The organism is Friedmanniella luteola (assembly GCF_900105065.1).
Taxonomy (GTDB): domain Bacteria; phylum Actinomycetota; class Actinomycetes; order Propionibacteriales; family Propionibacteriaceae; genus Microlunatus; species Microlunatus luteolus.
The window spans coordinates 3617409-3643276 of the sequence record NZ_LT629749.1 but is presented as its reverse complement, the minus strand read 5'-3'; the positions used below and the strand labels follow the sequence as shown (position 1 = coordinate 3643276).

The 25868-nt window shown below is 74.8% G+C and carries 24 protein-coding genes; 16 read left to right on the top strand and 8 right to left on the bottom strand.

Features of this window, described 5'->3' with window-relative positions:
• Nucleotides 1–134: 134 nt before the first annotated feature.
• Both guaA and BLT72_RS17125 read left to right on the top strand, forming a co-directional pair.
• A complete protein-coding gene (gene guaA / locus BLT72_RS17130; RefSeq protein ID WP_091414360.1) occupies nt 135–1745 on the top strand; it encodes a glutamine-hydrolyzing GMP synthase in 1611 nt (536 codons plus the stop codon).
• A 31-nt stretch (nt 1746–1776) separates the two neighbouring features.
• The gene (locus BLT72_RS17125) at nt 1777–2544 is read left to right on the top strand and encodes a YaaA family protein (protein WP_091414358.1); all 768 of its coding nucleotides are present in this window, start codon (nt 1777–1779) and stop codon (nt 2542–2544) included.
• A gap of 28 nt (nt 2545–2572) precedes the next feature.
• Here the strand turns inward: BLT72_RS17125 and BLT72_RS23170 are convergent, their stop codons facing one another.
• Genes BLT72_RS23170 through BLT72_RS17110 form a run of 3 tightly spaced genes read right to left on the bottom strand, consistent with a single transcriptional unit; the run spans nt 2573 to nt 4590 of the window.
• On the bottom strand, nt 2573–3010 hold the full coding sequence (locus BLT72_RS23170) for a PspC domain-containing protein (RefSeq protein ID WP_231930113.1): 438 nt from the start codon (nt 3008–3010) through the stop codon (nt 2573–2575).
• A 51-nt stretch (nt 3011–3061) separates the two neighbouring features.
• Nucleotides 3062–3256 carry a hypothetical protein gene (locus BLT72_RS17115; RefSeq protein ID WP_091414357.1) on the bottom strand — a complete coding sequence of 65 codons (195 nt, stop codon included), beginning with the start codon at nt 3254–3256 and terminating at the stop codon, nt 3062–3064.
• On the bottom strand, nt 3253–4590 hold the full coding sequence (locus tag BLT72_RS17110; RefSeq protein ID WP_172826100.1) for a PspC domain-containing protein: 1338 nt from the start codon (nt 4588–4590) through the stop codon (nt 3253–3255). Before BLT72_RS17110 ends, BLT72_RS17115 begins: the two co-directional genes overlap by 4 nt.
• 160 nt (nt 4591–4750) lie before the next feature.
• Between BLT72_RS17110 and BLT72_RS17105 the strand changes: the two genes are divergently transcribed.
• Together BLT72_RS17105 and BLT72_RS17100 are read left to right on the top strand one after the other, a co-directional pair.
• Nucleotides 4751–6112: a PspC domain-containing protein gene (locus BLT72_RS17105; RefSeq protein ID WP_091414354.1), complete on the top strand. Its 1362-nt coding sequence runs from the start codon at nt 4751–4753 to the stop codon at nt 6110–6112.
• A gap of 68 nt (nt 6113–6180) precedes the next feature.
• Nucleotides 6181–6840 (top strand): response regulator, encoded by a 660-nt coding sequence (locus tag BLT72_RS17100; protein ID WP_280949228.1) that lies wholly within the window; start codon nt 6181–6183, stop codon nt 6838–6840.
• 65 nt (nt 6841–6905) lie between these two features.
• Here the strand turns inward: BLT72_RS17100 and BLT72_RS17095 are convergent, their stop codons facing one another.
• Complete coding sequence (locus tag BLT72_RS17095) at nt 6906–7178, bottom strand: GlsB/YeaQ/YmgE family stress response membrane protein (RefSeq protein WP_091414352.1); 273 nt, start codon at nt 7176–7178, stop codon at nt 6906–6908.
• Between the two features lie 96 nt (nt 7179–7274).
• On the opposite strand from BLT72_RS17095, the gene BLT72_RS17090 reads away from it, so the two are divergent.
• From BLT72_RS17090 to BLT72_RS17080, 3 genes are all read left to right on the top strand, one after another.
• Nucleotides 7275–7619, top strand: a complete 345-nt coding sequence (locus BLT72_RS17090) for a hypothetical protein (RefSeq protein ID WP_091414350.1) — start codon at nt 7275–7277, stop codon at nt 7617–7619.
• A gap of 81 nt (nt 7620–7700) precedes the next feature.
• Complete coding sequence (locus BLT72_RS17085) at nt 7701–8147, top strand: RrF2 family transcriptional regulator (protein WP_091414348.1); 447 nt, start codon at nt 7701–7703, stop codon at nt 8145–8147.
• Between the two features lie 157 nt (nt 8148–8304).
• Entirely contained in the window at nt 8305–9201 is an 897-nt protein-coding gene (locus BLT72_RS17080) for a sulfite exporter TauE/SafE family protein (protein ID WP_091414346.1), read from the top strand.
• A gap of 24 nt (nt 9202–9225) precedes the next feature.
• On the opposite strand, the gene BLT72_RS17075 is transcribed toward BLT72_RS17080, so the two are convergent.
• A complete protein-coding gene (locus BLT72_RS17075) occupies nt 9226–10455 on the bottom strand; it encodes a phospholipase D-like domain-containing protein (protein ID WP_091414344.1) in 1230 nt (409 codons plus the stop codon).
• A 105-nt stretch (nt 10456–10560) separates the two neighbouring features.
• On the opposite strand from BLT72_RS17075, the gene BLT72_RS17070 reads away from it, so the two are divergent.
• Nucleotides 10561–13098 carry a UvrD-helicase domain-containing protein gene (locus BLT72_RS17070; protein WP_091417713.1) on the top strand — a complete coding sequence of 846 codons (2538 nt, stop codon included), beginning with the start codon at nt 10561–10563 and terminating at the stop codon, nt 13096–13098.
• Nucleotides 13099–13354: 256 nt separating this feature from the next.
• Here BLT72_RS17070 and BLT72_RS17065 read toward each other — a convergent pair whose 3' ends face one another.
• Both BLT72_RS17065 and BLT72_RS17060 read right to left on the bottom strand, forming a co-directional pair.
• Entirely contained in the window at nt 13355–14356 is a 1002-nt protein-coding gene (locus tag BLT72_RS17065) for a M23 family metallopeptidase (RefSeq protein ID WP_157720548.1), read from the bottom strand.
• Between the two features lie 205 nt (nt 14357–14561).
• Nucleotides 14562–15608 carry a M23 family metallopeptidase gene (locus tag BLT72_RS17060; RefSeq protein ID WP_091414340.1) on the bottom strand — a complete coding sequence of 349 codons (1047 nt, stop codon included), beginning with the start codon at nt 15606–15608 and terminating at the stop codon, nt 14562–14564.
• Nucleotides 15609–15872: 264 nt separating this feature from the next.
• Between BLT72_RS17060 and BLT72_RS17055 the strand changes: the two genes are divergently transcribed.
• From BLT72_RS17055 to BLT72_RS17040, 4 genes are all read left to right on the top strand, one after another.
• On the top strand, nt 15873–16304 hold the full coding sequence (locus BLT72_RS17055; protein WP_091414338.1) for a cobalamin B12-binding domain-containing protein: 432 nt from the start codon (nt 15873–15875) through the stop codon (nt 16302–16304).
• Between the two features lie 142 nt (nt 16305–16446).
• Entirely contained in the window at nt 16447–17625 is a 1179-nt protein-coding gene (sucC, locus tag BLT72_RS17050) for an ADP-forming succinate--CoA ligase subunit beta (protein ID WP_091414337.1), read from the top strand.
• A gap of 12 nt (nt 17626–17637) precedes the next feature.
• Nucleotides 17638–18525, top strand: a complete 888-nt coding sequence (gene sucD, locus BLT72_RS17045) for a succinate--CoA ligase subunit alpha (protein WP_091414335.1) — start codon at nt 17638–17640, stop codon at nt 18523–18525.
• 111 nt (nt 18526–18636) lie between these two features.
• Nucleotides 18637–19218, top strand: a complete 582-nt coding sequence (locus BLT72_RS17040; protein ID WP_091414333.1) for an NUDIX domain-containing protein — start codon at nt 18637–18639, stop codon at nt 19216–19218.
• Between the two features lie 73 nt (nt 19219–19291).
• Here BLT72_RS17040 and BLT72_RS17035 read toward each other — a convergent pair whose 3' ends face one another.
• Nucleotides 19292–21091, bottom strand: a complete 1800-nt coding sequence (locus BLT72_RS17035) for a hypothetical protein (RefSeq protein ID WP_091414332.1) — start codon at nt 21089–21091, stop codon at nt 19292–19294.
• 145 nt (nt 21092–21236) lie between these two features.
• Between BLT72_RS17035 and BLT72_RS17030 the strand changes: the two genes are divergently transcribed.
• Genes BLT72_RS17030 through BLT72_RS17015 form a run of 4 tightly spaced genes read left to right on the top strand, consistent with a single transcriptional unit; the run spans nt 21237 to nt 25863 of the window.
• Nucleotides 21237–22697, top strand: a complete 1461-nt coding sequence (locus BLT72_RS17030) for a cell division protein PerM (RefSeq protein WP_091414330.1) — start codon at nt 21237–21239, stop codon at nt 22695–22697.
• Nucleotides 22698–22707: 10 nt separating this feature from the next.
• Nucleotides 22708–23364, top strand: coding sequence for a phosphoribosylglycinamide formyltransferase (gene purN, locus BLT72_RS17025; protein ID WP_231930109.1), 657 nt, complete (start codon nt 22708–22710; stop codon nt 23362–23364).
• Nucleotides 23361–24956, top strand: a complete 1596-nt coding sequence (gene purH, locus BLT72_RS17020) for a bifunctional phosphoribosylaminoimidazolecarboxamide formyltransferase/IMP cyclohydrolase (protein ID WP_091414329.1) — start codon at nt 23361–23363, stop codon at nt 24954–24956. The genes purN and purH overlap by 4 nt, the downstream gene beginning before the upstream one ends.
• Before the next feature lie 46 nt (nt 24957–25002).
• Complete coding sequence (locus BLT72_RS17015; RefSeq protein WP_091414327.1) at nt 25003–25863, top strand: bifunctional methylenetetrahydrofolate dehydrogenase/methenyltetrahydrofolate cyclohydrolase; 861 nt, start codon at nt 25003–25005, stop codon at nt 25861–25863.
• Nucleotides 25864–25868: the final 5 nt, after the last annotated feature.

Genomic DNA, 25868 nt, shown 5'->3' with positions numbered 1-25868 from the left:
GACGCCCGACCGCGGCCCCGTCCGGGCCCCGTCCCGGGGCCCGGCGGTCCGGCGCCGCACCACTAGACTGCCCGTGCCCGGGCTGACCGGGCCCCCGCGCCGCCGGGGAGCGTCGCCCGGAAGGTGCAGTCCCGATGAGCCAGCCCCAGACCGTCGGCGCCGAGGTGGCCCCGGTCCGCGTCGGCAGCGAGGCGGTCGACCACGACCTCGTCCTCGTCGTCGACTTCGGTGCCCAGTACGCCCAGCTGATCGCCCGCCGGGTCCGGGAGGCCAACGTCTACTCCGAGGTCGTGCCGCACACGGCCACGGCGGCCGAGATCGCGGCCCGCAAGCCGAAGGCGGTCATCCTGTCCGGCGGCCCCCAGTCGGTCTACGCCCCCGGCGCCCCGCAGGTGGACCCCGCGCTGTTCGAGACCGGCGTCGCCACCTTCGGGATCTGCTACGGCTTCCAGGCCATGGCCCGCGCGCTGGGCGGTGACGTGGCCCGGACCGGCGTCAGCGAGTTCGGCCGCACCTCCGCCACCATCGACACCCCGGGCACCCTGCTCGCCGACCTGCCGTCGCCGCTGCGGGTCTGGATGAGCCACGGCGACTCCGTCGCCGCGGCCCCGGCCGGCTTCACCGCGCTGGCCAGCAGCGAGGGTGCCCCCATCGCGGCCTTCGAGGACGCGGGCCGCGGCTTCGCGGGCGTGCAGTGGCACCCCGAGGTCCTGCACACCCAGGCCGGTCAGAAGGTGCTCGAGCAGTTCCTCTTCGACATCGCCGGCTGCACGCCCGACTGGACCGCGGCCAACATCGTCGACGACGCCGTCGCCGCCGTGCGCGAGCAGGTCGGCGACAAGCAGGTCATCTGCGGCCTGTCCGGCGGGGTCGACTCCGCCGTCGCCGCCGCCCTGGTGCAGAAGGCGGTCGGCGACCAGCTGACCTGCGTCTTCGTCGACCACGGCCTGCTCCGCTCCGGCGAGGCCGAGCAGGTGAAGCGGGACTTCGTGGCCGCCACCGGCGTCGACCTCGTGGTGGTGGACGCCGCCGACCAGTTCGTCGGGGCCCTGGCGGGGGTGACCGATCCCGAGACCAAGCGCAAGATCATCGGACGCGAGTTCATCCGCACCTTCGAGGCGGCGGCCCGCGACATCACCCGCAGCGCCGCCGACGTCGAGTTCCTCGTCCAGGGGACGCTCTACCCGGACGTGGTCGAGTCCGGCGGCGGCGAGGGCGCGGCGAACATCAAGAGCCACCACAACGTGGGCGGGCTGCCCGACGACCTCCAGTTCGCGCTGGTGGAGCCGCTCCGCACCCTGTTCAAGGACGAGGTCCGCGCCGTCGGCGCCCAGCTGGGGCTGCCCGCCGAGATCGTCTGGCGGCACCCCTTCCCCGGCCCGGGGCTGGGCATCCGGATCATCGGCGAGGTCACCCGCGAGCGGCTGACCATCCTCCAGCAGGCCGACGCCATCGCCCGCGCCGAGCTGACCGCCGCCGGCCTCGACCGCGACGTCTGGCAGTTCCCCGTCGTGCTGCTGGCCGACGTGCGCTCGGTCGGCGTGCAGGGGGACGGCCGCACCTACGGCCACCCCGTCGTGCTGCGGCCGGTGAGCAGCGAGGACGCCATGACGGCGGACTGGAGCCGGCTGCCGTACGAGGTGCTGGAGAAGATCAGCACCCGGATCACCAACGAGGTCCGCGAGGTCAACCGGGTCGTGCTGGACATCACCAGCAAGCCGCCGGGCACCATCGAGTGGGAGTGAGGCGCACGCACGTGGTCTCCCGACCGGCCTCGTGCTGATCCTGCTGCCGCCGTCGGAGGGCAAGGCCGCGCCGCGACGCCGCGGCCGACCCGTCGACCTGGCGACCCTGGGGCTGCCGGAGCTGACGCCCACCCGGGCCGCGGTCCGCGACGCCCTGGTCGCCGCGAGCGCTGCGCGGGGTGCGCTCGACGTGCTCGGGGTGGGGGAGAGCCTCCGGGCCGAGGTGGAGCAGAACACCCGGCTCGGCTCGACGCCGGCGTCCGGGGCGCTGGAGACCTACACCGGCGTCCTCTACGACGCGCTGGACTTCGCGACGCTGTCCGCGGCCGCCAAGCGCCGGGCGGGTCGGGGTCTGCGGGTGCAGAGCGCCCTGTGGGGGCCGGTCGGGCCGGCGGACCGGATCACGCCCTACCGGCTGTCGATGGCGGTGACGCTGCCCGGGCTGGGCCCGCTCGCGCGGCTGTGGCGCGCGGTGCTGCCCGGGCCGATGGCCGCACTGGCCGGCGACGGCGTCGTCGTCGACTGCCGCTCGAGCACCTACGCCGCCGCCTGGACGCCGGCGGGCGAGGCGGCCCGGCAGCTGCTCGCCGTCCGGGTGTTCACCGAGGTCGCCGGCCGGCGGACCGTGGTCTCGCACCTGGCCAAGCACACCCGCGGGCAGGTCGCCCGGGTCCTGCTGGAGCACCCGGGTCGGCTGCGGACGGCTGCGGACGTGACCGCAGCGGTGGCCGCGAACGGCCACCGCTGCGAGCTGGTCGACCACGGGCGGCGCGGCTGCAGCCTCGACGTGCTGCGCTGAGCCGGCCGCCCGCGGTCCGGGACGGGCCCTAGCGGGCGTCCGGCCGGCCGGCCTCGGTCGGGCTGTCGCCGCCCTCGGCGGAGGTCCCGCCGGGAGCCGGCGGCCACCCGGTCGGCTCGGCCGAGCTGGCCTGCGCCTGCTCCCAGGGAGCACCCTCACGACCCCAGACGGGGTCCTGCGGGGCCGGTCCGGGCGCCGGCGCCGGGGGCTGCGGCGGCTGCCAGACGGGCGGCGGGCCGGCGTACGCCCCCGGGCCGACCCGCTCGTCCTCCGGCACGACCAGGACGGCGATGGCGTAGACGACGAGGGCCGCACCGCTGGTCACCAGCGTGAGGACGACGGTGAGGATGCGGACCAGCGACGCGTCCATGTTGAGGTAGCGGGCGAGCCCGCCGCAGACGCCGGCGACGACCCGGTCGTCACGGCTGCGGGTGAGCCGCTTCGGGCCTGGGGTGGGGTGGTTCATGGTGACCTTCCTGAGGTTGGACGGACGGGGTGAGGACGGTGAGCTGGTCATCTAGCGTCGGGTGAGCACCAGGCCCAGGGCGCCGACGGCGACCAGGACCAGGGGTGCCGCGGTGCGGAGCAGGCCCCAGTCGAGCGGGCCGACGAACGTGAGCCAGAGAGCCGCGGCGGCGACGACGACCATCAGCAGGCCGAGGACGAGCGAGACGACGTCGAGCCGGGGACGGGGGGTGCGCGGGGTGCTCACCGGATCACCGCGACCTGGCCGGCGTCGACGGTGAGGTCGAGGGTGAGGGTGGGCCGCCCCTCGACGGGGGCGGGGAGGTCCTCCGTGCCGCGGAGGTCGAAGCCGGAGTCGATCTCCTGGCCGAGGCCCTCGACGGCCCCGAGGTCGACGCCGTAGCGGACCTCGACGTTCACGTCGTCGGGCACCCGGACCTCCAGCTGGCCGGTGCCGAGCTGCGCGGTGTAGCTGGCGTCCTCGGTGAGCACCAGGCTGCTGAGGTCCACCTCGGCCTGGCCGGAGTCGAAGATCTCGGGGGTCCGGGGCAGGTCGGCGACCCGGCTGTACTCCCGCTGCGTGTGGCCGAACGGCTCGGCCGGCAGGATCTGCGCGGCCACCGAGGTCAGCACGACGACGGGGACCAGCAGCAGCCCGACGGCGAGCAGCCCCCGGGCCCGGCCGAACCAGGTCGCCGCGACGAGCGCGAGCCCGACCACCAGCAGGGCGGCGCCCGCGTAGGCCGCCGGGGTGACCGCCACCCCGGAGCGGTCGGCGAGGTTGAGGCCGCCGAGGACGAGGCCCAGGACCAGCAGGGTCAGCAGCCGGAGGCGTCGGGCGGCGAGGCTGAGGCGGCGGGGCACCGGCGCCGCCAGGGCGGTGGCCGCGACCGGCTCGCTGTAGAGGCCGACGGGGTCGGGCGTCGCGAGGAAGGCGGTCCGCTCGACGACCTCGGGGTCCGGGGCCGGGTCCTGCACGGTGCTGGTCGCGGCCGGAGGGGTCGGCCAGGTGGCGGTCGCCGTCGCGGCGGCGGCCCGGGTCTCCCGGACGTGCTCCTCGATCCGCCGGCGCCAGCCCTCGGCCGCCACCGTGAAGGGGGTGGCCGGGCCGGGATGGGTGACGAAGGTGGGGATGCCGCCGTGGTCGGGAGCGGGCCGGCCGCGGTCGACGGGGGCCGGCGGCGCCGGGGGCGTGGCGCCCTCGCGCTGCTTGTAGAAGCCGAAGTACCAGATGCAGGCGATGACGACGGCGGGTCCGACGCCGAAGGGGCTGGCGGAGCCGAAGACGGCGAACACGGCCAGGCAGGCGAGCGCGACCAGCGCGACCCAGACCTCCTTGGGCCAGCGGCGCGCCCGGTCGCCCAGCAGGTCGTCGAGGGTGGCGGTGGGGCGCCCCTGCACGGGGACGAGCAGCCAGGCGGCGACGTAGAGGACGACGCCGATGCCGCCGCTCAGCGCCAGCAGCGCCCAGGCGACCCGGACGAGCACGGGGTCGATGTCCCAGTGCTCGGCGACGCCGCCGCACACGCCGGCCAGCTTGGTGTCGGTGGCGCTGCGGCGCACGGTCCAGATCGAGCTCATGGCGCCATCCTGCCCATCCGGGGTGGCCGAGGACATCAGGGACGACCCCCAGTGGCCCCCTCGTCCGCCCTGGCGCCGACCTGGCCACGCCTCCCTGGGGGTGCGGCCGGGGAAGTCCCTGGTGGTCAGACCGCCCTGCGCGTGGAACCCTGGGAGCACCATGTCGACCGCCGAGGGAAGCCGCCTGCGCGCCCTGCCCCCGGAGCTGCCCGCACCCCCCACTCCGTCGGCCCCGGCCGCGCCGCCCCGCCCCGGCCCCGTGCCGCCCGCGGCAGCGCTGGAGCCCGTCCCGCCGGGTCGTCCCCGCGCCACCCGGGTGGCGGACGGGGCGATGATCGGCGGCGTCTCCACGGGCCTGGCCCAGCACCTCGGCTGGCCCGTCCTCGCGGTGCGGATCGCCTTCGTCGCCCTCACGCTCTTCCAGTTCCTCGGCGTCATCGCCTACGGCGCGCTGTGGCTGCTGCTGCCCGCGCAGCCGCCCGTCACCGCACCGGGCCTCGAGGCCGCCACCCGCACCGGGCTGCGCACCTCCACCCCCCGTCGCCGGGTGGAGTGGGGGACCCTCGTCGCCCTGGCCGCGCTGGGCACCGGCCTGCTGTGGCTGGTCCAGGTCAGCGGGCTCGGGGTCAGCCAACGGCTCTTCTGGCCCGTCGCGTTCGCCTGCGTGGGGGCCGCGCTGGTCTGGCGGCAGGCCGACTCCGCCCAGCAGAAGCGCTGGCAGGCCGAGGCGGGGGGTCGCGCCTGGCTGGCCCCCTTCGTCGCGCGCGGCGGCTGGCCCGCCCTGGTCCGGGTGATCGTCGGGCTGGGCCTGGTCGGGGCGGCGTTCGGCCTCGTCGTCGCCCAGCAGGGGCAGCTGGACCAGCTGCCCGAGGTGATGGCCATGACGGTGATGGCGCTGGCCGGCCTGGCCGTCGTCGTCGCCCCGTGGATCCACCGCTCGCGCACCGCGCTCAACACCGTCCGGGCCGAGAAGGTCCGGGCCGACGCCCGCGCCGACATGGCCGCGCACCTGCACGACTCGGTGCTGCAGACGCTGGCCCTGATCCAGCGCCAGTCCGAGGACCCCCGGGCCGTCCAGCAGCTGGCCCGCCGGCAGGAGCGCGAGCTGCGCACCTGGCTGTACGGCGAGGAGCTGACCGAGACCACCCTCAAGGCGGCGCTGACGACGGCGGCGGCCGAGGTCGAGGACGAGCGGGCGGTGCCCGTCGAGCTGGTCGTCGTGGGCGACGCCGAGCCCTCCGACGCCGTCCAGGCGCTGGTCCGCGCCGCCCGCGAGGCGATGGTCAACGCCGCCAAGCACTCCGGCGCCGACAAGATCGACGTCTACGCCGAGGTCGACGACGACCTGATCGAGGTGTTCGTCCGCGACCGCGGCGACGGCTTCGCCCTCGACGACGTACCGGAGGACCGGATGGGCGTCCGGGGCAGCATCATCGATCGCATGGCCCGCCACGGCGGCACCGCCACCGTCCGCTCCCGCCCGGGAGACGGCACCGAGGTACGACTGGAGATCCGACGATGACCCACCCGCAGCCCACCCCGCCCTCCGGCGCCCGTCCGCCGGCCCCGGCTCCGAGTGGGACGCCCGCCGTGCCCGACGCCGTCCCCGCCGGCCCCTCGCGGGTGGTGGTGGTCGACGACCACGCGATGTTCCGCACCGGCGTCAAGGCCGAGATCGGCCAGGCGGTCCGCGTCGTCGGGGAGGCGGCCGACGTCGACTCCGCCGTGGAGGTGATCACCCGGACCAAGCCGGACGTGGTCCTGCTGGACGTCCACCTGCCCGGCGGCGGCGGCGTCGAGGTGCTGCGGCGGGTGCACGCCGTCGCGCCGGAGCAGAAGTTCCTGGCGCTGTCGGTCTCCGACGCGGCCGAGGACGTCATCGGGGTCATCCGGGGCGGGGCCCGCGGCTACGTCACCAAGTCGATCAACGGCGCCGAGCTGGTCGACGCCATCCGCCGGGTGGCCGAGGGGGACGCGGTCTTCTCGCCGCGGTTGGCGGGGTTCGTCCTGGACGCCTTCTCCGGGGCCATCGACCTGGCCACCGTGGACGAGGACCTGGACCGGCTCTCCCAGCGGGAGCGGGAGGTGCTGCGGCTGATCGCCCGCGGCTACGCGTACAAGGAGGTGGCGCGCGAGCTGTTCATCTCCATCAAGACCGTGGAGACCCACGTCAGCAGCGTGCTGCGGAAGCTCCAGCTCTCCAACCGCCACCAGCTGACCCGCTGGGCCACCGACCGCCGCCTGGTCTGAGGCGGGGGACAGCACGGCCCGGCCGACCACGAGGTCGACCGGGCCGTTCTGGTGGAGCAGGGGCGTCAGACGCGGCTGCGCGACCCGCGGCTGAAGCGCAGGTAGAGCAGCAGCACGATGATCGCGCCGATGATCGAGCCGATGATGCCCGACGGCCGCAGGAAGTTGCCGCCGTTGTTGAAGATCAGCGACCCCAGGAAGCCGCCGACGAAGGACCCGATGATCCCCAGCAGGATGGTCATCGGGATCGAGATGTTCTGCCGCCCGGGGACGACCAGGCGGGCGACGGCGCCGGCGATGAGGCCGACGACGACGAGACTGATGATGAAGCCGATCATGGAGTGCCTCTCGGTGGGACGTGCAGATCACAGGCCGAGGCACGGTGCCGGGCCTGTCTGCAGGACCCCTCAGTAGAGCACCCGTAGGGTTGCCCCATGCAACTGGCCCAGCAGATCCTCGTGCTGGTGCACCTGGTGGGCTTCGCCGCCCTGCTCGGCGGGATCCTCGTCCAGACGCGGGCGCCCGAGCCCGAGGTCAACGCGACGATGCTGGCGGGCGGCTGGACCGAGCTGGGCAGTGGGGTCGTGCTCGTCGTGCTGGCGCTCGTCGCCGGGGACGACGTGGGGTGGGGCCCGGTGGGGGTCAAGACCGGCGTCACGCTGGTCCTCGTCCTGCTGCTGGCGCGCAACCGCCGCTTTCTCTCCGTGCCCCGGGGGCTGTGGTCGCTGATGGGGCTGCTGACCCTGCTCAACGCGGCCCTGTCGGTGCTGTGGCGCTAGGCTGCGCACGTCGGTCGGCCCCGCCCGGGCTCGGCGGACCCACCCGGAGGAGAGCCCAGTGACCACGACGGACCTGCCCGCGTGAGGTTGTCGGCCCGCGTGGACTACGCGCTCCGCGCCACCTCCGAGCTCGCCGCGGCCGACGCGCCGCGCACGGTGGACCAGCTCTCCGCCGCCCAGCGGATCCCCCCGAAGTACCTGGAGAGCATCCTCGGCGAGCTGCGCCGGGGCGGTCTGCTGCGCAGCCAGCGCGGCCCGGACGGCGGCTACCGGTTGGCCCGGCCGGCCGCGGAGATCAGCATCGCCGACGTCATCCGCGCCCTGGACGGCGAGCTGGCGAACGTCCGCGGCAGCCGGCCCGAGCACCTCGAGTACGTCGGCGCGGCGGCACCCCTGCAGGAGGTGTGGATCGCCCTCCGGGCGTCGGAGCGGGCCATCCTCGAGGGCGTCAGCCTGGCTCACGTCGCGGCCGGCAAGCTGCCCGAGCGCGTCGTCGACCTCGTCGCGAACCCCGCGGCCTGGATCTGAACCCCCGGTCCCCGGCGGTGGCGCGAGCCACGATCCGTCCACGTCTCGGACCGCCCGTCCAGCCCGTGGACGGCGGTGCCGGCGCCGCGCGGTGGCCTTGCTAGGTTCCTATCAATCCCTAGTAACTGGCTAGGGTGACAGACCCAGGTGGACCCGCATGCGCAAGCTCCTCGTCCTCGCCCTCGTCGGGTTCGGCGCGCAACTCGTCGACGGCAGCCTGGGCATGGGGTACGGCGTCACGTCGTCCACCCTGCTGGTGCTGGCGGGGCTGACCCCGGCCGCGGCCTCCGCCTCGGTGCACTTCAGCGAGCTGGGCACCAACCTCGCCTCGGGGGTCTCCCACTGGAGGCTGCGGAACGTCGACTGGCGGGTGGTCGCCCGGATCGCCGGCCCCGGGGCCGTCGGCGCGTTCCTCGGGGCCACCGTCCTCTCCAGCCTGTCCACCGAGGCTGCGGCCCCGGCGATGGCGGCGATCCTGGCCGCGCTGGGGCTCTACATCATCGTCCGCTTCGTGCTGGGAGTCCGGCCCACGCTGAAGAAGGCCCTGACCCTGAAGTTCCTGGCGCCGCTCGGCCTGTTCGCCGGCTTCGTCGACGCGACCGGCGGCGGCGGTTGGGGGCCCGTGGCCACCCCGGCCCTGCTGGTCGACGGCCGGATGGCGCCCCGGAAGGTGATCGGCTCCGTCGACACCTCCGAGTTCGCGGTCAGCGTGGCCGCCAGCCTGGGCTTCCTGGTCGGGCTCGGCACCGCGGGCATCAACTGGGGCTTCGCCCTCGTGCTGCTGGCCGGCGGCCTGGTCGCCGCCCCGCTGGCCGCCCACCTCGTCCGGGTCGCGCCGGCGCACCTGCTGGGCGTCGCCGTCGGCGGTCTCATCCTGCTCACCAACAGCCGCACCCTGCTCACCAGCGCCGAGGCGACCGGCGGCACCCGCGGCGTGGTCTACGGGGCGGTGGTCGCCCTCACCGTCGCCGGGCTCTGGGTGACCGTCCGGCGGCACCGGCGGGACGCGGCCCCGGAGGCCGACGAGCAGGTCCGCGAGCCGCTCCACGTCTGACCCGCTCGCTCGGCGTCGGCCGGGTCAGAGCAGCGGGCGGAAGGGCGTCAGGACGGTCTCGGAGAACTTGACCATCGCGTGCCGGCGGCGCCAGGCCGCCAGGGTCAGCTCGACGGTGTTGGAGGAGTCGAGGGCGAAGATCTCCTCCATCTGCTTCGCCACGTCGGCGTTGAAGACCTCCATGTTGATCTCGTAGTTGCCCGTCAGGCTCAGCCGGTCGAGGTTCGCCGTGCCGATCGTCGACCACTGCCCGTCGATGGTCGCCGTCTTCGCGTGCACCATCGCGCCCTGGTAGAGCAGCAGCCGGACCCCTCCCCGGAGCAGCTGGCTGTAGAACCCGCGGGACAGCCAGTCGGCCAGGATGTGGTTCGACTCGGCGGGCACGATGATCCGGACGTCGACCCCGCGACGGGCGGCCCGGAGCAGGGCGTCGAGCATGTCGCCGTCGGGGATCAGGTAGGCGTGGGTCAGGTAGATGTGGTGCGCGGCCCGGTCGAACGCGTCCAGGTAGACGCCGCGGATGGGGTAGACGACGTTGCGCGGGATGTTGCGGTGGATCCGGATGTCGGACTGCCAGGTCCGCCCGCCCACGTCGGGCAGCTCCGGGCGCCGCCGGCCGGCGGAGAGGTTCCAGAAGTCGATGAAGGCGTTCTCGGCGTCCCAGACGATGTCGCCGGTCAGCCGGGCGTGGGTGTCGCGCCAGTCCGTGGCGTAGAGGCTGCCGATGTTGTAGCCGCCCAGGAAGGCCACGGCGTCGTCGACGACCATGAGCTTGCGGTGGTCGCGGCCGGAGTTGCGGACGGTGGGCCACGAGCGCGCCACCGGGTGCCGGCCGACGTGGATGTTGGCGGGGAACCGGAAGAAGCTGCGCGGCACGACGAGGTTGGCGAACTCGTCGAAGACGACGTACACCTCGACCCCGCGGTCGGCGGCGTCGACGAGGGCGTCCTTGAAGGCCTGCCCGACCGCGTCGCCCTTCCAGATGAAGGTCTCGAAGAAGACCCGGCTGCGGGCCTGCCGGATCGCGTCCAGCATGTCGCGGTAGAGGTCCTCACCGTAGGTGTAGACCGTGACCTCGGAGCCGCCGGCGGTGACCGACCGCGGGGGGACGCGCGGGAAGACGGCGGGCTTGCGGGTGCGCTTGCGGCGGTGGTCGACGACGGCGAGGGCCGCCAGGGTGGCGCCCTGCACGGCCGCCACCGCGAGCACGGTCTGCCGCAGCACCCGGCCCGGTCGGATCCGCCTCCACCACATGCGTCTACGGTAGCCCGCCGGAGCGCTCCGGTCCTGCGGCAGGTGCGCTCGGCAGCGCGCGGCAGGAGGTCGTTGTCGGCGCCGGCGTCTAGGGTGGAGACGGACATGACCAGTGCGCCCCAGCCCTTCGTCCCCACCCCGTCCGCCGGACTGCCCGACGACCTGTTCCCGGAGGTGACCGTGGCCCGCCCGCGCGCCCGGAAGTCGTCCACGCCCAGTGCCGACCAGCTGCTGGAGGGCCTCAACCCGCCCCAGCGCGAGGCCGTCCTGCACGCCGGCGGGCCGGTGCTCGTCGTCGCCGGGGCCGGCTCGGGCAAGACCCGCGTGCTGACCCGGCGGATCGCCCACCTGGTCGGTGACCGGAAGGTGCACCCCGGGTCCATCCTGGCCATCACGTTCACCAACAAGGCCGCCGCCGAGATGCGGGGCCGGGTGATGGACCTGGTCGGCAACCGGGCGAAGCTCATGTGGGTCTCGACGTTCCACTCGGCCTGCGTGCGCATCCTGCGCTCCGAGATCGGCCGGTTCCACGTCTCGCGCAGCTTCTCGATCTACGACGACGCCGACTCCAAGCGGCTGATGCAGCTGGTGGCGAACGACCTCGAGCTGGACCCCAAGCGGTTCCCGGTCCGGGCGATCATGAGCTGGGTCTCGAACTGCAAGAACGAGCTGGTCGACCACGAGTCGGCCCGGGGCCGGGCGGCCGAGGGCAGCGTCGAGGCCTCCTACGCCGAGGCGTACGCGGAGTACCAGCGCCGGCTGATCGCGGCGAACGCGCTCGACTTCGACGACCTGATCATGACCACCGTGCACCTGCTGCAGGCCTTCCCCGACCTGCGCGAGCAGTACCGCCGTCGGTTCCGGCACGTGCTGGTGGACGAGTACCAGGACACCAACCACGCCCAGTACGTGCTGGTCCGCGAGCTGTGCTCGGCCGACGTCGAGCCCGGCCCGGAGACCGTCGCCGCCGAGCCGCCGGAGCTGATGGTCGTCGGCGACTCCGACCAGTCGATCTACGCCTTCCGCGGTGCCACCATCCGCAACATCAACGACTTCGAGCTCGACTTCCCCGGCGCGCGGACGATCATGCTGGAGCAGAACTACCGCTCCACCCAGACGATCCTCACCGCCGCCAACGCCGTCATCGGCCAGAACACCGGCCGCAAGCCGAAGAACCTCTGGTCCGACGCCGGCGACGGCCCGATGATCGTCGGCTACGTCGCCGACACCGAGCACGACGAGGCCCAGTTCGTGGCCAGCGAGATCGACCGGCTGAGCGACGCGGGGGAGGGCCGCTACGGCGACACCGCCGTCTTCTACCGGACCAACGCGCAGTCGCGGGCCTTCGAGGAGGTGTTCATCCGCGTCGGCCTGCCCTACAAGGTGGTCGGCGGCGTGCGGTTCTACGAGCGCCGCGAGGTCCGCGACGCCATCGCGTACCTGCGGGCGATCAGCAACCGCAGCGACGACGTCTCGGTCCGGCGGATCCTCAACGTGCCCAAGCGCGGCATCGGCGACCGGGCCGAGGCCGCCGTCGCCGACCTGGCCAACCGGGAGCGGATCAGCTTCGGCGAGGCGCTGCGCCGCGTCGACGACATCCCGGGCCTGGGGACCCGCTCCGCCAACCAGCTGCGCTCCTTCGTCGACCTGATGGACGCCCACGAGGCGATGGTCGCCGAGGGCGCCCCGGCCGACGCCATCCTGACCAGCGTCTTGGAGGGATCCGGCTACCTGGCCGAGCTGCAGAGCTCGTCCGACCCGCAGGACCAGACCCGGCTGGAGAACCTCGTCGAGCTGGTCACCGTCGCGCGGGAGTTCGTCAGCGGCGTCGCGGTGCTGGCCGCGGCGGACGACGACCTGGACGTCGACGCCTTCGACCCGGCGGTCGAGCTGGCCGCCCTGACGGCGCCGGCCGCGTCGACCGGCGTCCGGCTGGCGGAGGTGCCGGCCGACTTCGACCCGCTCGACCCCGAGCAGGACCTCGCAGCGGGTGCCGCGGAGGTGGACGACTCCCTCGGCGCCTTCCTCGAGCGCGTGGCCCTGGTGGCCGACTCCGACCAGATCCCGTCGCCGGACCGCGAGAGCGCCGGTGTGGTCACCCTGATGACGCTGCACACGGCCAAGGGGCTGGAGTTCGACAACGTCTTCCTCACCGGCTGCGAGGACGGCGTCTTCCCGCACATGCGGGCGCTCAACGACCCCGACGAGCTCGCGGAGGAGCGCCGGCTGGCCTACGTCGGGATCACCCGGGCGCGGCAGCGGCTGCACGTCTCCCGGGCCATCGTCCGGGCGGCCTGGGGCACCCCGCAGCACAACCCGGCCAGCCGGTTCCTCACCGAGCTGCCGGACCGGCTGGTCGACTGGCGGCGCACCGAGCGGGCCGTCACGTCGTGGCGGAACACGTCGGCGACGACCCGGTCGAACGACTCCTGGCGCGGCACGGTGGGCTACGGCGCCCCGAAGCCGAAGGTCCGGGTGATCCCCGTGCTGACGGCGGGCGACCGCGTCCTGCACTCCACCTTCGGGCTCGGCTCGGTGGTGGCGACGTCCGGCACGGGCGACGACACCAAGGCCGACGTCGACTTCGGCTCCGCCGGCCTCAAGCGGCTCTCGCTCAAGCACGCCCCGCTCGAGAAGCTCTAGCCGCCGCCTCGGACCGCCGCCTGACCGCCGCCGGCGGGCGCGTCGGGCTGCGCCCTCCCCTGGCCGGTCACTTCACACCCCGTCGGTGGTCTTCACACCTCGGGCAACGGCCGCAGCGACGGTCGTCGGGGTGTGAAGTGGGGGACAGGCCCCGGCCGCGGGGCGACCGGCCCCGGCCCCGGCCCCGGCCACGGGTGACGGGCCTGGACCCAGCGGGGCTGGGAGACCCGTGCGGCAGGGCCGCCGCGGCAGCTGGCTACGGGTTGATGCCGTGGGCGTTCAGCCAGCTCACCGGGTTGACGGCCTTGTAGACGTCGCCCGGGGTGATGCCGGCGGGGTAGATCTCGAAGTGGACGTGCGGGCCGAAGGTGCGGCCGGTCATGCCGACGGCGCCGACGGTCTGGCAGGCGGCGACGCTCTGGCCGACGCTGACCGACACGGTCGACATGTGGGCCTGCAGCGACGAGGTGCCGTCGGGGTAGCGGATGGCCACGTAGTTGCCGGCCCAGCCGCTGGCCGGCCCGGAGCCCGCGTTGGTGACGACGCCGGAGGCCGGGGCCTGCAGCGGGGTGCCGACGGGGGCGGAGAAGTCGAAGCCGGTGTGGTAGCGCGACCAGGAGCCGACCTGGCCGAAGCGGGCGGCGATGCTGTAGCCGCCGCGGACCGGCATGCAGCTCTTGCCCGAGGCGTTGACCGGCGCGGCCTCCGCGGGGGCGGCGGCCTCGGGCTCGGCGGCCTTCTGGGTGGTGGTGGTCTCCGGCGCGGCGGCCTGGGCCAGCTCGGCGGCCCGCTTCGCGTCCGCGCTCTTCTTGATCAACGCGGCCTGCTCCTGCGTCGACTCCGACGCCGACTCCAGCGTCTTCTCCCGCGCGTCGGCGGCCTTGGTGCTGGCGGCCTGCTCGATCTGCTCGTCGGTCTTGGCGAGCTCCTCGGCCCGCTGGTCGGCCAGGCTCTGCAGCTTCGCCTGGTCCAGCGCGGGGCGCCCGGCGGTGTCGCGGCTGGTGGCGGTGGCGTCCCGGTCGAAGGCCGCCGGCAGCTTCACGGCGGGATCGGTGGTCGCGGCGACCCGGGTGCTGGGCACGGCCACCTGGGCCGGCTCGGCGTTGCTGGTGAGGACGACGGACCCGGCGACACCGAGACCCAGCAGGGACACGGCGAGCGCCGCGGCGCCGTGCTGCAACCAACCGCGACGGTCGTCCTTGATGTCCTCAATCAGCGCTCGGCGCGCGGGGGCGTCCGGCGTTGTTGACTTGGGCACTCAGGATCTCCTACGGACGACGACACGGGCCGGTCAGGCCTCATGAACAGTGCGTGGTTCCGCTCCCTCGAGGCCCTGCTGGGGCAGAGCCCCAGCAGCAGACGGTCAAAACCATAACGGATGCGTAACAGCGAGCAAAAACGGGGCGGCCCCGGGCCCGCTCAGCGCCGACGGCGGTGTGACCGATCTCTCCGGCGCGGACGGCTCAGCGGGTGGCGACGCCGGCGGCGCGCAGCCACGGCACCGGGTCGACGGCGCGGTAGACGTCGCCGTACCGGACGCCGGCGGGGTAGAGCTCGAAGTGCAGGTGGGGGCCGAACGCCCGACCCGTCTGGCCCACGTACCCGAGGACCTGGCCGGCCTGCACGGTCTGCCCGGCCGAGACCGCCATCGACGACATGTGCGACGACATCGTGGTCATCCCGTCCCCGTGCAGGACGGCGACGTGGTTGCCGGCCCAGTCGCCGCTGTTGCCGGCGTAGAGCACCGTACCCGACTTCACGGCCTTGATGGGGACGCCGTAGCCGGCCCGGAAGTCCAGGCCGGTGTGGTAGCGCGACCAGAGCCCGTACTGGCCGAAGCTGGCGCCGACGACGGCGCCCGGGACGGGGGAGACGGCCCCGCCGCCGCCGGTGACGACGACGGGCGCGTCCGGCACCGTCGGGGCCGCGGGTGCGGTCGGCCCGGTCGGCGCGGTGGTGGGGGCGGTGGTCGGTGCGGCGGCCAGGGCCTTCGCGGCGGCCTCGGCCGCGGCACGGGCGGTCACGGCGGCGGCCCGGGCGGCCGCTGCCCGCTCCAGCGCCTGCCGGGCCAGCTCGGCGCCCTTGGCCTGGGTGGCCTTCTCGGCGGCCGTCAGCCCCTCCTGCCGGGCCTTCGTCCTCGCCTGGTTCGCCGCCCGGCTGATGGCTTCGGCGTCCTTGGCGAGCTCCTCGGCCCGCTGCGCGGCGTGCTCGGCGACGATCGCCTGGCGGAGCGGCTCGCCGCCGTCACCACCGAAGCTGAAGGCCTCGAGGACCGAGGGGTCAGGGGTGGGGGACGGCGTCGCGACCCGGACGGCCTGCTGCTGCGGGGACGCGACGCCGGGCGGGGCCGGTCGCGGTTCGGCGTTGCCGGTCGCGGTGATGGACCCCGCGAGCACCAGCCCGAGCGCCGAGACGGCGAGCGCGGCGGTGGCGGTGGACAGCCAGGAGCGGCGCTCGACGTCGACGACGTCGGCCCGGCGGGCCGGACGTCGAGGCGTGGGGACGAGCACGGCACTACTCCTGGGATCTGCGGGCTGCGACGCGGGGGCGGCGCGTCGGGGTCTCGGTCCCGACCGGGGCGCGAGGGCCCTGCCCCAGGATACGGAGCAACCCGGCGCGGGACCACCGGATCCGCAGGGTCTTAGGTCCCCACTTTCGGGGGGGTCGGGGAGAGGACGCGCGCCTGGCCCCCGCCGAGGAGGCCGTCCGGCCCCGGCGCCCCGCCCGCGACCGTCCGGCACCGCACGCCGGCGACGCGCAGTAGCCTCGGGCGCGTGGAGCCCTCCGAGCACACCGCGACCGGCCGGCGGCTGCGCGTCGTCGTGGCCAAGCCCGGCCTGGACGGCCACGACCGCGGCGCGAAGGTCGTGGCGCGGGCGCTCCGGGACGCCGGTATGGAGGTCATCTACACCGGCCTGCACCAGACGCCGGAGCAGATCGTGCGGACCGCCCTGGCCGAGGACGCCGACGCGGTCGGGCTGTCGGTGCTGTCGGGGGCGCACCTCACCCTCTTCGCGCGGGTGCTGGAGCTGCTGGCCGCCGAGGACGCCGGCGACGTCGTGGTCTTCGGCGGCGGCATCATCCCGCCGGCCGATCGGGCGGCCCTGCTGGAGCTCGGGGTCGGCGAGGTGTTCACCCCCGGGGCGACGATGGCGGACATCGTGGCCTGGGTCCGGGGCCACGTCGGCCTCGACCGCGGCCTCTGAACCCCGTCAGGCGCCGCGGGGCGCCCAACCACTAGGCTCGTCCTCGGTCCGCCGGCGGTGGACCGACACCAGGGCCGGGCCGGGCCCGGGTGTCCGAGGCGGTCGACCTGCGGGCAACGGCAGGTCGCGACCAGGAGGCACTGTGGATCTGTACGAGTACCAAGCCCGGGACATGTTCGAGGCGCACGGGGTCCCCGTGCTGCGCGGCATCACCGCGACGACGCCGGAGGAGGCCGGCCGTGCTGCGGCCGAGCTGGGCACCCCCGTCGTCGTGGTCAAGGCGCAGGTGAAGACCGGCGGCCGGGGCAAGGCCGGTGGCGTCAAGATCGCCCGGAGCCCCGAGGAGGCTGCGGCGCGCGCCGAGGAGATCCTCGGCCTGGACATCAAGGGCCACACGGTCAAGACGGTCATGGTGGCCGAGGGCGCCGACATCGCCGAGGAGTACTACTTCTCCCTGCTGCTCGACCGGGCGAACCGCCGCTACCTCGCCATGTGCTCGAAGGAGGGCGGCATGGAGATCGAGCAGCTGGCCGTCGAGCGCCCGGAGGCCCTCGCCCGCGTCGAGGTCGACCCGATCGTCGGGATCGACCAGGCCAAGGCCGACGAGATCGTGGCCGCGGCCGGCTTCGACGCCGCCGACGCCGCGGAGCTCGCCCGGGTCTTCCAGCTCCTCGGCCAGGTCTACACCGGGTCCGACGCGACGCTGGTCGAGGTGAACCCGCTCGTGAAGACCGGCGACGGCTCGATCGTCGCCCTCGACGGCAAGGTGTCCCTCGACGAGAACGCCGACTTCCGGCACCCCGACCACGCGGCCCTGGTCGACAACTCCGCCACCGACCCGCTCGAGAACGCGGCGAAGGAGAAGGGCCTCAACTACGTCAAGCTCGACGGCTCCGTCGGCATCATCGGCAACGGCGCCGGCCTGGTGATGAGCACCCTCGACGTCGTCGCCTACGCCGGCGAGGAGGTCGCCGGGCACCCGAAACCGGCCAACTTCTTGGACATCGGGGGCGGCGCGAGCGCCGAGGTGATGGCCAACGGCCTGGAGATCATCCTCGGCGACGCCCAGGTGAAGAGTGTCTTCGTCAACGTCTTCGGCGGGATCACCGCCTGCGACGCGGTGGCCAACGGCATCGTGCAGGCCTTCCAGCTGCTGGAGGGCCGCGGCGAGGCGGTCACCAAGCCGCTCGTCGTCCGGCTGGACGGCAACAACGCGGAGGAGGGCAGGCGCATCCTCACCGAGGCGGCGCTGCCCGGGCTGGAGCAGGTGGACACGATGGACGGCGCCGCCAAGCGCGCCGCCGAGCTGGCTGGGAACTGAGGACCGACTGACATGGCAATCTTCCTGAACAACGCATCCAAGGTCATCGTGCAGGGCATGACCGGCTCCGAGGGGCGCAAGCACACCTCCCGGATGCTGGCCTCCGGCACCTCCGTCGTCGGAGGCGTGACCCCCGGCAAGGGCGGTCAGAGCGTCGACTTCGACGGCACGGCCGTCCCCGTGTTCAACTCCGTCGGCGAGGCGATGGCCGAGACCGGCGCGGACGTCACCGTCATCTTCGTGCCGGCCAAGTTCACCAAGGCCGCCGTCGTCGAGGCCATCGAGGCCGAGATCCCGCTGGCCGTCGTCATCACCGAGGGCGTCCCGGTCAAGGACAGCGCCGAGTTCTTCACCCTGTCGCAGGGGTCGAAGACCCGGCTGATCGGCCCGAACTGCCCGGGGCTCATCTCGCCCGGGCAGGCGAACGCGGGCATCATCCCGGCCGACATCACGCAGGCCGGCCGGATCGGCCTGGTGTCGAAGTCCGGCACGCTGACCTACCAGATGATGTACGAGCTGCGGGACATCGGCTTCTCCTCCGCGGTGGGGATCGGGGGGGACCCGGTCATCGGGACCACCCACATCGACGCCCTGCAGGCGTTCGAGGACGACCCCGACACCGACGCGATCGTGATGATCGGCGAGATCGGCGGCGACGCCGAGGAGCGGGCGGCCGACTACATCAAGGCCCACGTGACCAAGCCCGTCGTCGGCTACGTCGCCGGTTTCACCGCTCCCGAGGGCAAGACGATGGGCCACGCCGGCGCCATCGTCTCCGGCTCCTCGGGCACCGCGGCCGCCAAGCAGGAGGCCCTCGAGGCGGCCGGGGTCAAGGTCGGCAAGACGCCGAGCGAGACCGCGCAGCTGATGCGCGAGATCATGCAGGGGCTCGCGGGCTGAGCCGGCCCAGCCGCACGACCACCGACGTGCCCCGGACCGCCTGGTCCGGGGCACGTCGTCGTCCGGGGCCCCGTCGTCGCGAGCGCAGGGCGGCAGGCAGGATCGGGGCCCATGTGGACCACGACCGCGACCCGGACCGCCTACGAGAACCCGTGGATCCGGGTCCGCGAGGACCAGGTCGTGCGCCCCGACGGGCGGCCCGGCCTGTACGGCGTCGTCGAGGTCCGCTCGCCCGCGGTGTTCGTCGTCCCGGTCACCGCGGCGGGTGAGGTGGTGCTGGTCACCGTCGACCGCTACACCACGGGCCGGGCGACGCCCGAGGTGCCGGCCGGCGGCTCCGACGGGGAGGACCTGCTGGAGGCGGCGCGGCGGGAGCTCCGGGAGGAGACCGGGCTGGCCGCGGCGAGCTGGCGGCCGATCGGGGCGGTCGACTCGCTCAACGGGGTGGCCGCCGCCCCCGGCCAGGTGTACCTGGCCACCGACCTCACCGAGGTCGGCGGCCGCGAGACCGAGGCCGAGGGCATCACCGACGTCCGCCGGGTGCCGTGGGCCGAGCTGGTGGCGATGATCGGCCGCGGCGAGGTCACCGACAACGAGACCCTCGGCGCGCTGATGCTCGCCGTCGTCGCCCTGGACCGGGTGCGGACCCAGGGCCCCTCGAGCCCGGCCGGCGCGGGGCGCTCCGCTGCCTGAGGTCGACGGCCCTTCGACAGGCTCAGGGCGCGGTGGCTCAGGGCGCGGCGGGCTCGGGGCGCGGGTGCGCCGCTCAGGGGACCTGGGTCATCCGCTGACCGGCCCGGACGGCCACCATGTCCCACTCGTCGTCGGTGAGGTCGTAGCCGTCGTCGAGCGGGTTGAGGAAGGTGTAGGCCACCTTGCTGCCGGAGGAGACGATGCCCACCCGGTAGCGCTGGGTGCCCTGCGTCGACTTCTGCGAGACCGCCGCGGTCCAGCCCGTGACCTCGGCTGCGGAGGCGCCCACGCCGGTCACCTCCGCCGGGTCGGAGACGCTGGCGGTGAGCTTGCGCTTCTCGCAGCTCTCCAGGTCGGACTTGATCTTGGCCACCAGGTCGCCGGCGGCCTTGTCGCTCTTCATGGTCAGGACGATCTCGTTGAGCCCGAAGGTCGTGCTGCTCGGGACCAGGTAGACCCGGCTGCTGGCGGTCTCGGCGTCCAGCCGTGCCCAGGTGACGGTCTCGCACTGGGAGCCGAGGAACTCCTCGCTGGGCGGCTCCGCCGGGGTGGCGACCCAGGACTCGTCGTCCTCACCGGCCGGCGGCAGGTCGCCCGTGGCCAGGAAGCCGGGCACGTCCCCGCCGAGCGGGGGCGGGCCGAACTTGACGACCGGCTTGGTGGTGCAGGGCTGGCCCGCGGCCTGGCACTGCTTCCCGGTCACGGCACCCAGGGCGGCGGCGACGTCCCGGACGCCGAGCGGCTTGCCCGCGCGGGCGGCGTCGACGAGGTTGACGACCCGGCCCGAACGGCTCAGCACGATGCTGTGCCACTGGGTCTTGCCCGCGGTGATGACGTTGGCGACGATGCCCGTCGACTGGTCGCCGAGACCGGTGACGGTCGAGCCGTCGGCGATGTAGGTCCCGGGGCTCACGCAGCCGCCGAGCGTCTTCGCCGCCACGGCGTAGGCCTGCGCCGCCTCCTCGGGGGAGTTGTAGGCGGCCGCGCGGTGCAGGGCGCTGGGGGCCTGCTTGCCCGAGCCGCTGAGCAGCCGGACGACCTCCTGCTGCCCCGTCGGCTGGCCCTCGGCGGGCTCGTCGCTGAAGCAGGCCGCGACCGGGGCGTCGTCGGCCGGCGGGCGCTGGGTCAGCGCCACCGTCCAGGTGCCCGGGGCGATCTGGGCTGCCGACGCCGGGTCCAGCAGCGCCGCGTCGGCGAGCACCGCCCCGGGGTCGGCCGCCGTCGGGGCGGCCGAGCCGGACGGCGCCGTCGAGGGGACGGGCGTCGCGGGGCCGGGGTCGGCCGTCCGGTCGCCGACGGTCGACACCGCGTACATCACGGCCAGACCGACGGCGATCACCGCCGCGAGGGCCCCGATCAGCAGCGCCAGCCGTCCCCGGCGGCCCAGCAGCGTGCGGGGGTGGTCGTCGTCGAGGCGCTCCTCGCGCTCGCCCTCGGGCCGTCGGCCGGCGGGCGTCCGGGGCAGCAGGGTGGTGGAGTCCTCGTCGTCGGGGGTGCGACGCGCGCGCGGCTTGAAGACGGGCCGGGTGATCCGGGTCTCCTCCCCGGTCAGCGGGGTGGAACCGGCGGGCGCGGAGACGGCCGGCTCGTCGCGGTAGAGCGGCTTCGGCCGGTCCTCGTCGTCGGTCGCGGGGGCTGCGGCGGCGGCCGGGCCCGGGGTCGTCGCGGGTGCGTCGGAGCCGGGGCGGCCAGCGGCCGGGTCGGAACCAGCGGCCGGTGCCGATCCCACGGGTGCCGGTCCGGCGGCCGTCGCCGGCTCCGGGCTCGTGGGTCCCGGCGTGCCGGCGGCGGAGGCCGCGGCGGGCCGGTCAGCACCCGACGTCGAGCCGTCGGCGGCGCGCCGGGGTCGGTACCCGGGGTCGGGGTCGACCATGCGAAGAGCTCCTAGCGGTCACGGGACGTGCGGTCGGGGTCCGGCCGGCACCCCCGGGCGCCGGGACACGGACCACAAGACTTTACCCCCCGGCGGGCGTGTCCGGCCCAGCCGAGCAGGCCCGCTGGGTGAGCATGGACGCGCCATGGCTTCCCTGTTGTCCCCTCGCCGCACCGATCCCACCATCGTCCTGCGGGCGACCGAGCCCTCCCGGCCGGTCCCGCAGGACGACGCCGCGGGGCCCGGTGGTCCCCGCCTCGGCTGGGGCGTCACGGCGGTCGCGGGCGGCCTGCTGTGCGCCCTCACCGGCTGGCTGCTGGTCGCCGGCCTCGCGGTCGTCGGCTGGGTCACGGCCGACCCGGGCACGCTGGTCGGCGCCCTCGTCGTCGGCACCCAGCTGTGGCTGGCGGGGCACGGCGTCGCCGTCGAGCTCGGCGGCCTGCTCGTCACCCTCGTGCCCTGGGGCGTCGCCGCGCTGATGGCCGTCCTCCTCTCACGCGCGGCGGGCTTCGCCGCCCGCTCGGCGCGCCCGGGGCAGGAGCCCCACGCCCTCGGCGTCGCCCTGGCCGTGGTGGGCGCCTACGCCGCCCCGCTGCTGGTCGCCGCCGGCCTGCTCGGGCGGGTCGGCTCGGCTCCCGGCCATCTCGTCGTCGTGGGTGCCGTGCTGCTCGCCGCGGCCCTGCACGGCGCCGGCCGCGTCCTGGGGACGCGGTGGACCGACCGGTGGCCGGGCTGGGCCCGGGCCGTGCCCCGCGCGGTGCTGGCCGCCCAGCTGGTCCTGCTGGCCGCCGGTGCCTCCGTGGTGGTCACCGGGCTGGCCCGGCACCTGGACCGGGTCACCGCCCTGCACGAGGGGCTGGCGCCCGGGCTGGCCGGCGGGGTCGCGCTGCTCGTGGCCCAGCTCGCCCTGGCACCCAACGCGGTCGTCTGGGGCGGCTCCTACGCCCTGGGCGGTGGCTTCACGCTGGGGAACGGGTCCCTGGTCTCCCCGTCCTCCACCGATCTCGGGGTGGTCCCCGGCCTGCCGCTGCTGGGCGCGCTGCCCGCCGAGGGCCCCGGTCCCGCCGCCGCGCTGTGGTGGCTCGCCGCCGGCGTACTGGCCGGTGCCGTGGCCGCCTGGCTGGTGGTGCGCGCCCGGCCGCAGGCGCGCTTCGACGAGACCAGCCTCGTCGGCGGGCTGGCCGGCGTGACCGGAGGACTGGTGTTCGTCGCCCTGGCCTGGGCCACGAGCGGCGACCTGGGGACGGTCCGGCTGACCGGGCTGGGCCCCGAGCTGCTCCCGCTGCTGGTGATGAGCGTGACCACCCTGGGGCTCGCCGGCATGGTGACCGGCCTGGCCCTGGGGCTCTGGCGGCGCGCTCGGCCCGGTGCCCGTGCCGGGGCCGACATCGGCGCTGACACCGCCGTGGACGCCGGGCCGACCCGGTCCGGCCGGGCGGCGCGCCGGCGGGGCGCGTCCGCCATCCCCGTGTGGGACGACGAGCACGGCGACCGGGCGGAGCCCACCGAGGTCCTCGAGCGCGCCCTCCCGGACCACGAGCCGACCGAGGTGCTGCCCCGGCCCTCCGGGTCCTCGGCGTCGGAGGACCCCCGCTCCTCTGGATAGGGTGGCAGCCGTGCCCGCCCCCGCCCCGACCTCGGCGACGGGACCGCTGACCGCGCGCGGCCCCGCCCGCGTCGTCGTCCTCATCTCCGGCACCGGCACCCTCCTGCAGGCCCTGCTCGACGCCGCCGCCGACCCCGGCTACGGCGCCCGGGTGGTCGCGGTCGGGTCGGACCGGCCGGGCGTCGCCGGACTGGACCGCGCCGACGCCGCCGGGGTGCCGACGTTCGTGCACCCGCTGGGACCGGGCTCGGACCGCGCCGCCTGGGACGCCGGGCTCCGCGACCGCGTGGCCGTGCACCGGCCCGACCTCGTGGTCAGCGCCGGCTTCATGAAGCTGGTCGGCCCCGCCTTCCTCGAGGCCTTCGGCGGCCGCACGATCAACACCCACCCCGCCCTGCTGCCGGCCTTCCCGGGCATGCACGGGCCGCGCGACGCCCTGGCGCACGGCGTCAAGGTCGCCGGGGCCACCGTCTTCCTGGTCGACGCGGGCGTCGACACCGGCGTCATCCTCGACCAGGCGGCCGTCCGTGTGGAGGACGACGACACCGTCGCCTCCCTGCACGAGCGGATCAAGGTCGCCGAGCGCGACCTCCTCGTCACCACCACCCATCGGCTCGCCACACGCTCGTGGCAGGTCGTCGACAGAAAGGTGCGCTGGGACCCATGACCGAGCCACTCACCACCGCTGCCACCCCCGACCCCGACGGCCGCCGCCCGCTCCGGCGCGCGCTGGTCTCGGTGTACGACAAGACCGAGCTGCTGACGGTGGCCCGGGCCCTCGTCGAGGCCGGGGCCGAGATCGTCTCCACCGGCTCCACCGCCCGCACCGTCGCCGACGCCGGCCTCCCCGTCACCCCGGTCGAGGACGTCACCGGCTTCCCCGAGTGCCTCGACGGCCGGGTCAAGACCCTGCACCCCAAGGTCCACGCCGGGCTGCTGGCCGACCTGCGGCTGGAGTCGCACCGCGACCAGCTCGGCGAGCTCGGGGTCGCGCCGTTCGACCTGCTGATCAGCAACCTCTACCCGTTCACCGCCACCGTCGACTCCGGGGCGACGCCGGACGAGTGCATCGAGCAGATCGACATCGGCGGCCCCGCCATGGTGCGGAGCTCGGCCAAGAACCACGCGTCGGTGGCCGTCGTCACCTCCCCCGACCAGTACGGCGAGCTGCTGGAGGCCCTGGCCTCCGGCGGCTTCACGCTGGCGGCCCGGCAGGCGCTGGCCGCCGCGGCCTTCGTGCACACCGCCACCTACGACGTCGCCGTGGCCAGCTGGATGGGCAACGTCGTCACCGACACCAGCGACGGGACGGGCTTCCCGGCCTGGGTCGGCGCGACCTGGGACAAGGCCGCCGGCCTGCGCTACGGCGAGAACCCGCACCAGCCCGCCGCGCTCTACCGGGCCGGCTACGGCGGAGCGGGCCTGGCCGGTGCCGAGCAGCTGCACGGCAAGGAGATGTCCTACAACAACTACGTCGACACCGACGCGGCCCGCCGCTCGGCCCACGACTTCGACGAGCCGGCCGTGGCGATCATCAAGCACGCCAACCCGTGCGGCATCGCCGTCGGCGCCGACGTCGCCGAGGCCCACCGGCTGGCCCACGCCTGCGACCCCGTCTCCGCCTTCGGCGGCGTCATCGCCACCAACCGCCCGGTCAGCGTGGCCATGGCCGAGCAGGTCGCCGAGGTGTTCACCGAGGTGATCGCGGCCCCGGGCTACGAGGACGGCGCCGTCGAGGTGCTCGCCCGCAAGAAGAACCTCCGCATCCTCGTCGTCCCGCCGCCCAGCCCGGGCGGTGTCGAGACGCGCGGCATCGACGGCGGGATGCTGATGCAGCACCGCGACCGGATCGGCGTCGAGCACGACCAGGCGGCGCACTGGACGCTCGTCGCGGGCGAGCCGGCCTCGGCCGAGACGCTGGCCGACCTCGAGTTCGCCTGGCGGGCTGTCCGCGGCGTGAAGAGCAACGCGATCCTGCTGGCCGCCGGCGGCGCCTCCGTCGGCGTCGGGATGGGTCAGGTCAACCGGGTCGACTCCTGCAAGCTCGCCGTCGAGCGGGCGGGGGAGCGGGCTGGTGGCGCCGTCGCGGCCTCCGACGCCTTCTTCCCCTTCGCCGACGGGCCCCAGATCCTGCTGGACGCCGGCGTGCGGGCCATCGTGCAGCCCGGCGGCTCGGTCCGGGACGAGGAGGTCGTCGCCGCCGTCCAGGCCGCGGGCGCGACCATGTACGTCACCGGCGCCCGGCACTTCTACCACTGATGCCCGTCCCCGCACGCCCGCACCCGCACCACCGATCGGAGAACCCATGACCGCGCAGATCCTCGACGGCAAGGCGCTCGCCGCCACCATCAAGGCCGAGCTCAAGGAGCGGGTGGCCGCCCTGGCCGAGCGGGGGATCGTGCCCGGGCTGGGCACGGTGCTCGTCGGTGACGACCCGGGCAGCCACTCCTACGTGGCGGGCAAGCACCGCGACTGCGCCCAGGTGGGCATCAAGTCGCTGGAGGTCCAGCTGCCCGCCTCGACCAGTGCGGCGGAGCTGCAGGCCGAGATCGAGCGGCTCAACGCCGACCCGGCCTGCACCGGCTTCATCGTCCAGCTGCCGCTGCCCGGCAGCCTCGACGACAACTGGGCGCTGGGCCTGGTCGACCCCGGGAAGGACGCCGACGGGCTGCACCCCGCCAACCTGGGCCGGCTGGTGCTGTCCGAGCCCGGCCCGCTGCCCTGCACTCCGCGGGGGATCGTCGAGCTGCTGCGCCGCAACGGCGTCGAGCTGGCCGGCGCGGAGGTGTGCGTGGTCGGCCGCGGCACGACCGTCGGCCGCCCGCTGGGTCTGCTGCTGACCCGCAAGAGCGAGAACGCGACCGTCACCCTCTGCCACACCGGCACCGTCGACGTCGCCGCCCACACCCGACGCGCCGACATCGTCATCGCCGCGGCCGGCCGGCCGGGGCTGGTGACGGCCGACATGGTCAAGCCCGGGGCGGTCTGCGTCGACGTCGGCATCACCCGGACCGAGAAGGGCCTGGTCGGCGATCTCGACCCGAGCGTGCACGAGGTCGCGTCCTGGGTCGCTCCCGTGCCCGGCGGCGTGGGCCCGATGACCCGCGCCATGCTGCTCAGCAACGTCGTCGACCGCGCCGAGCGGCTCGCCGGCGCGGCGGCCTGAGGTCC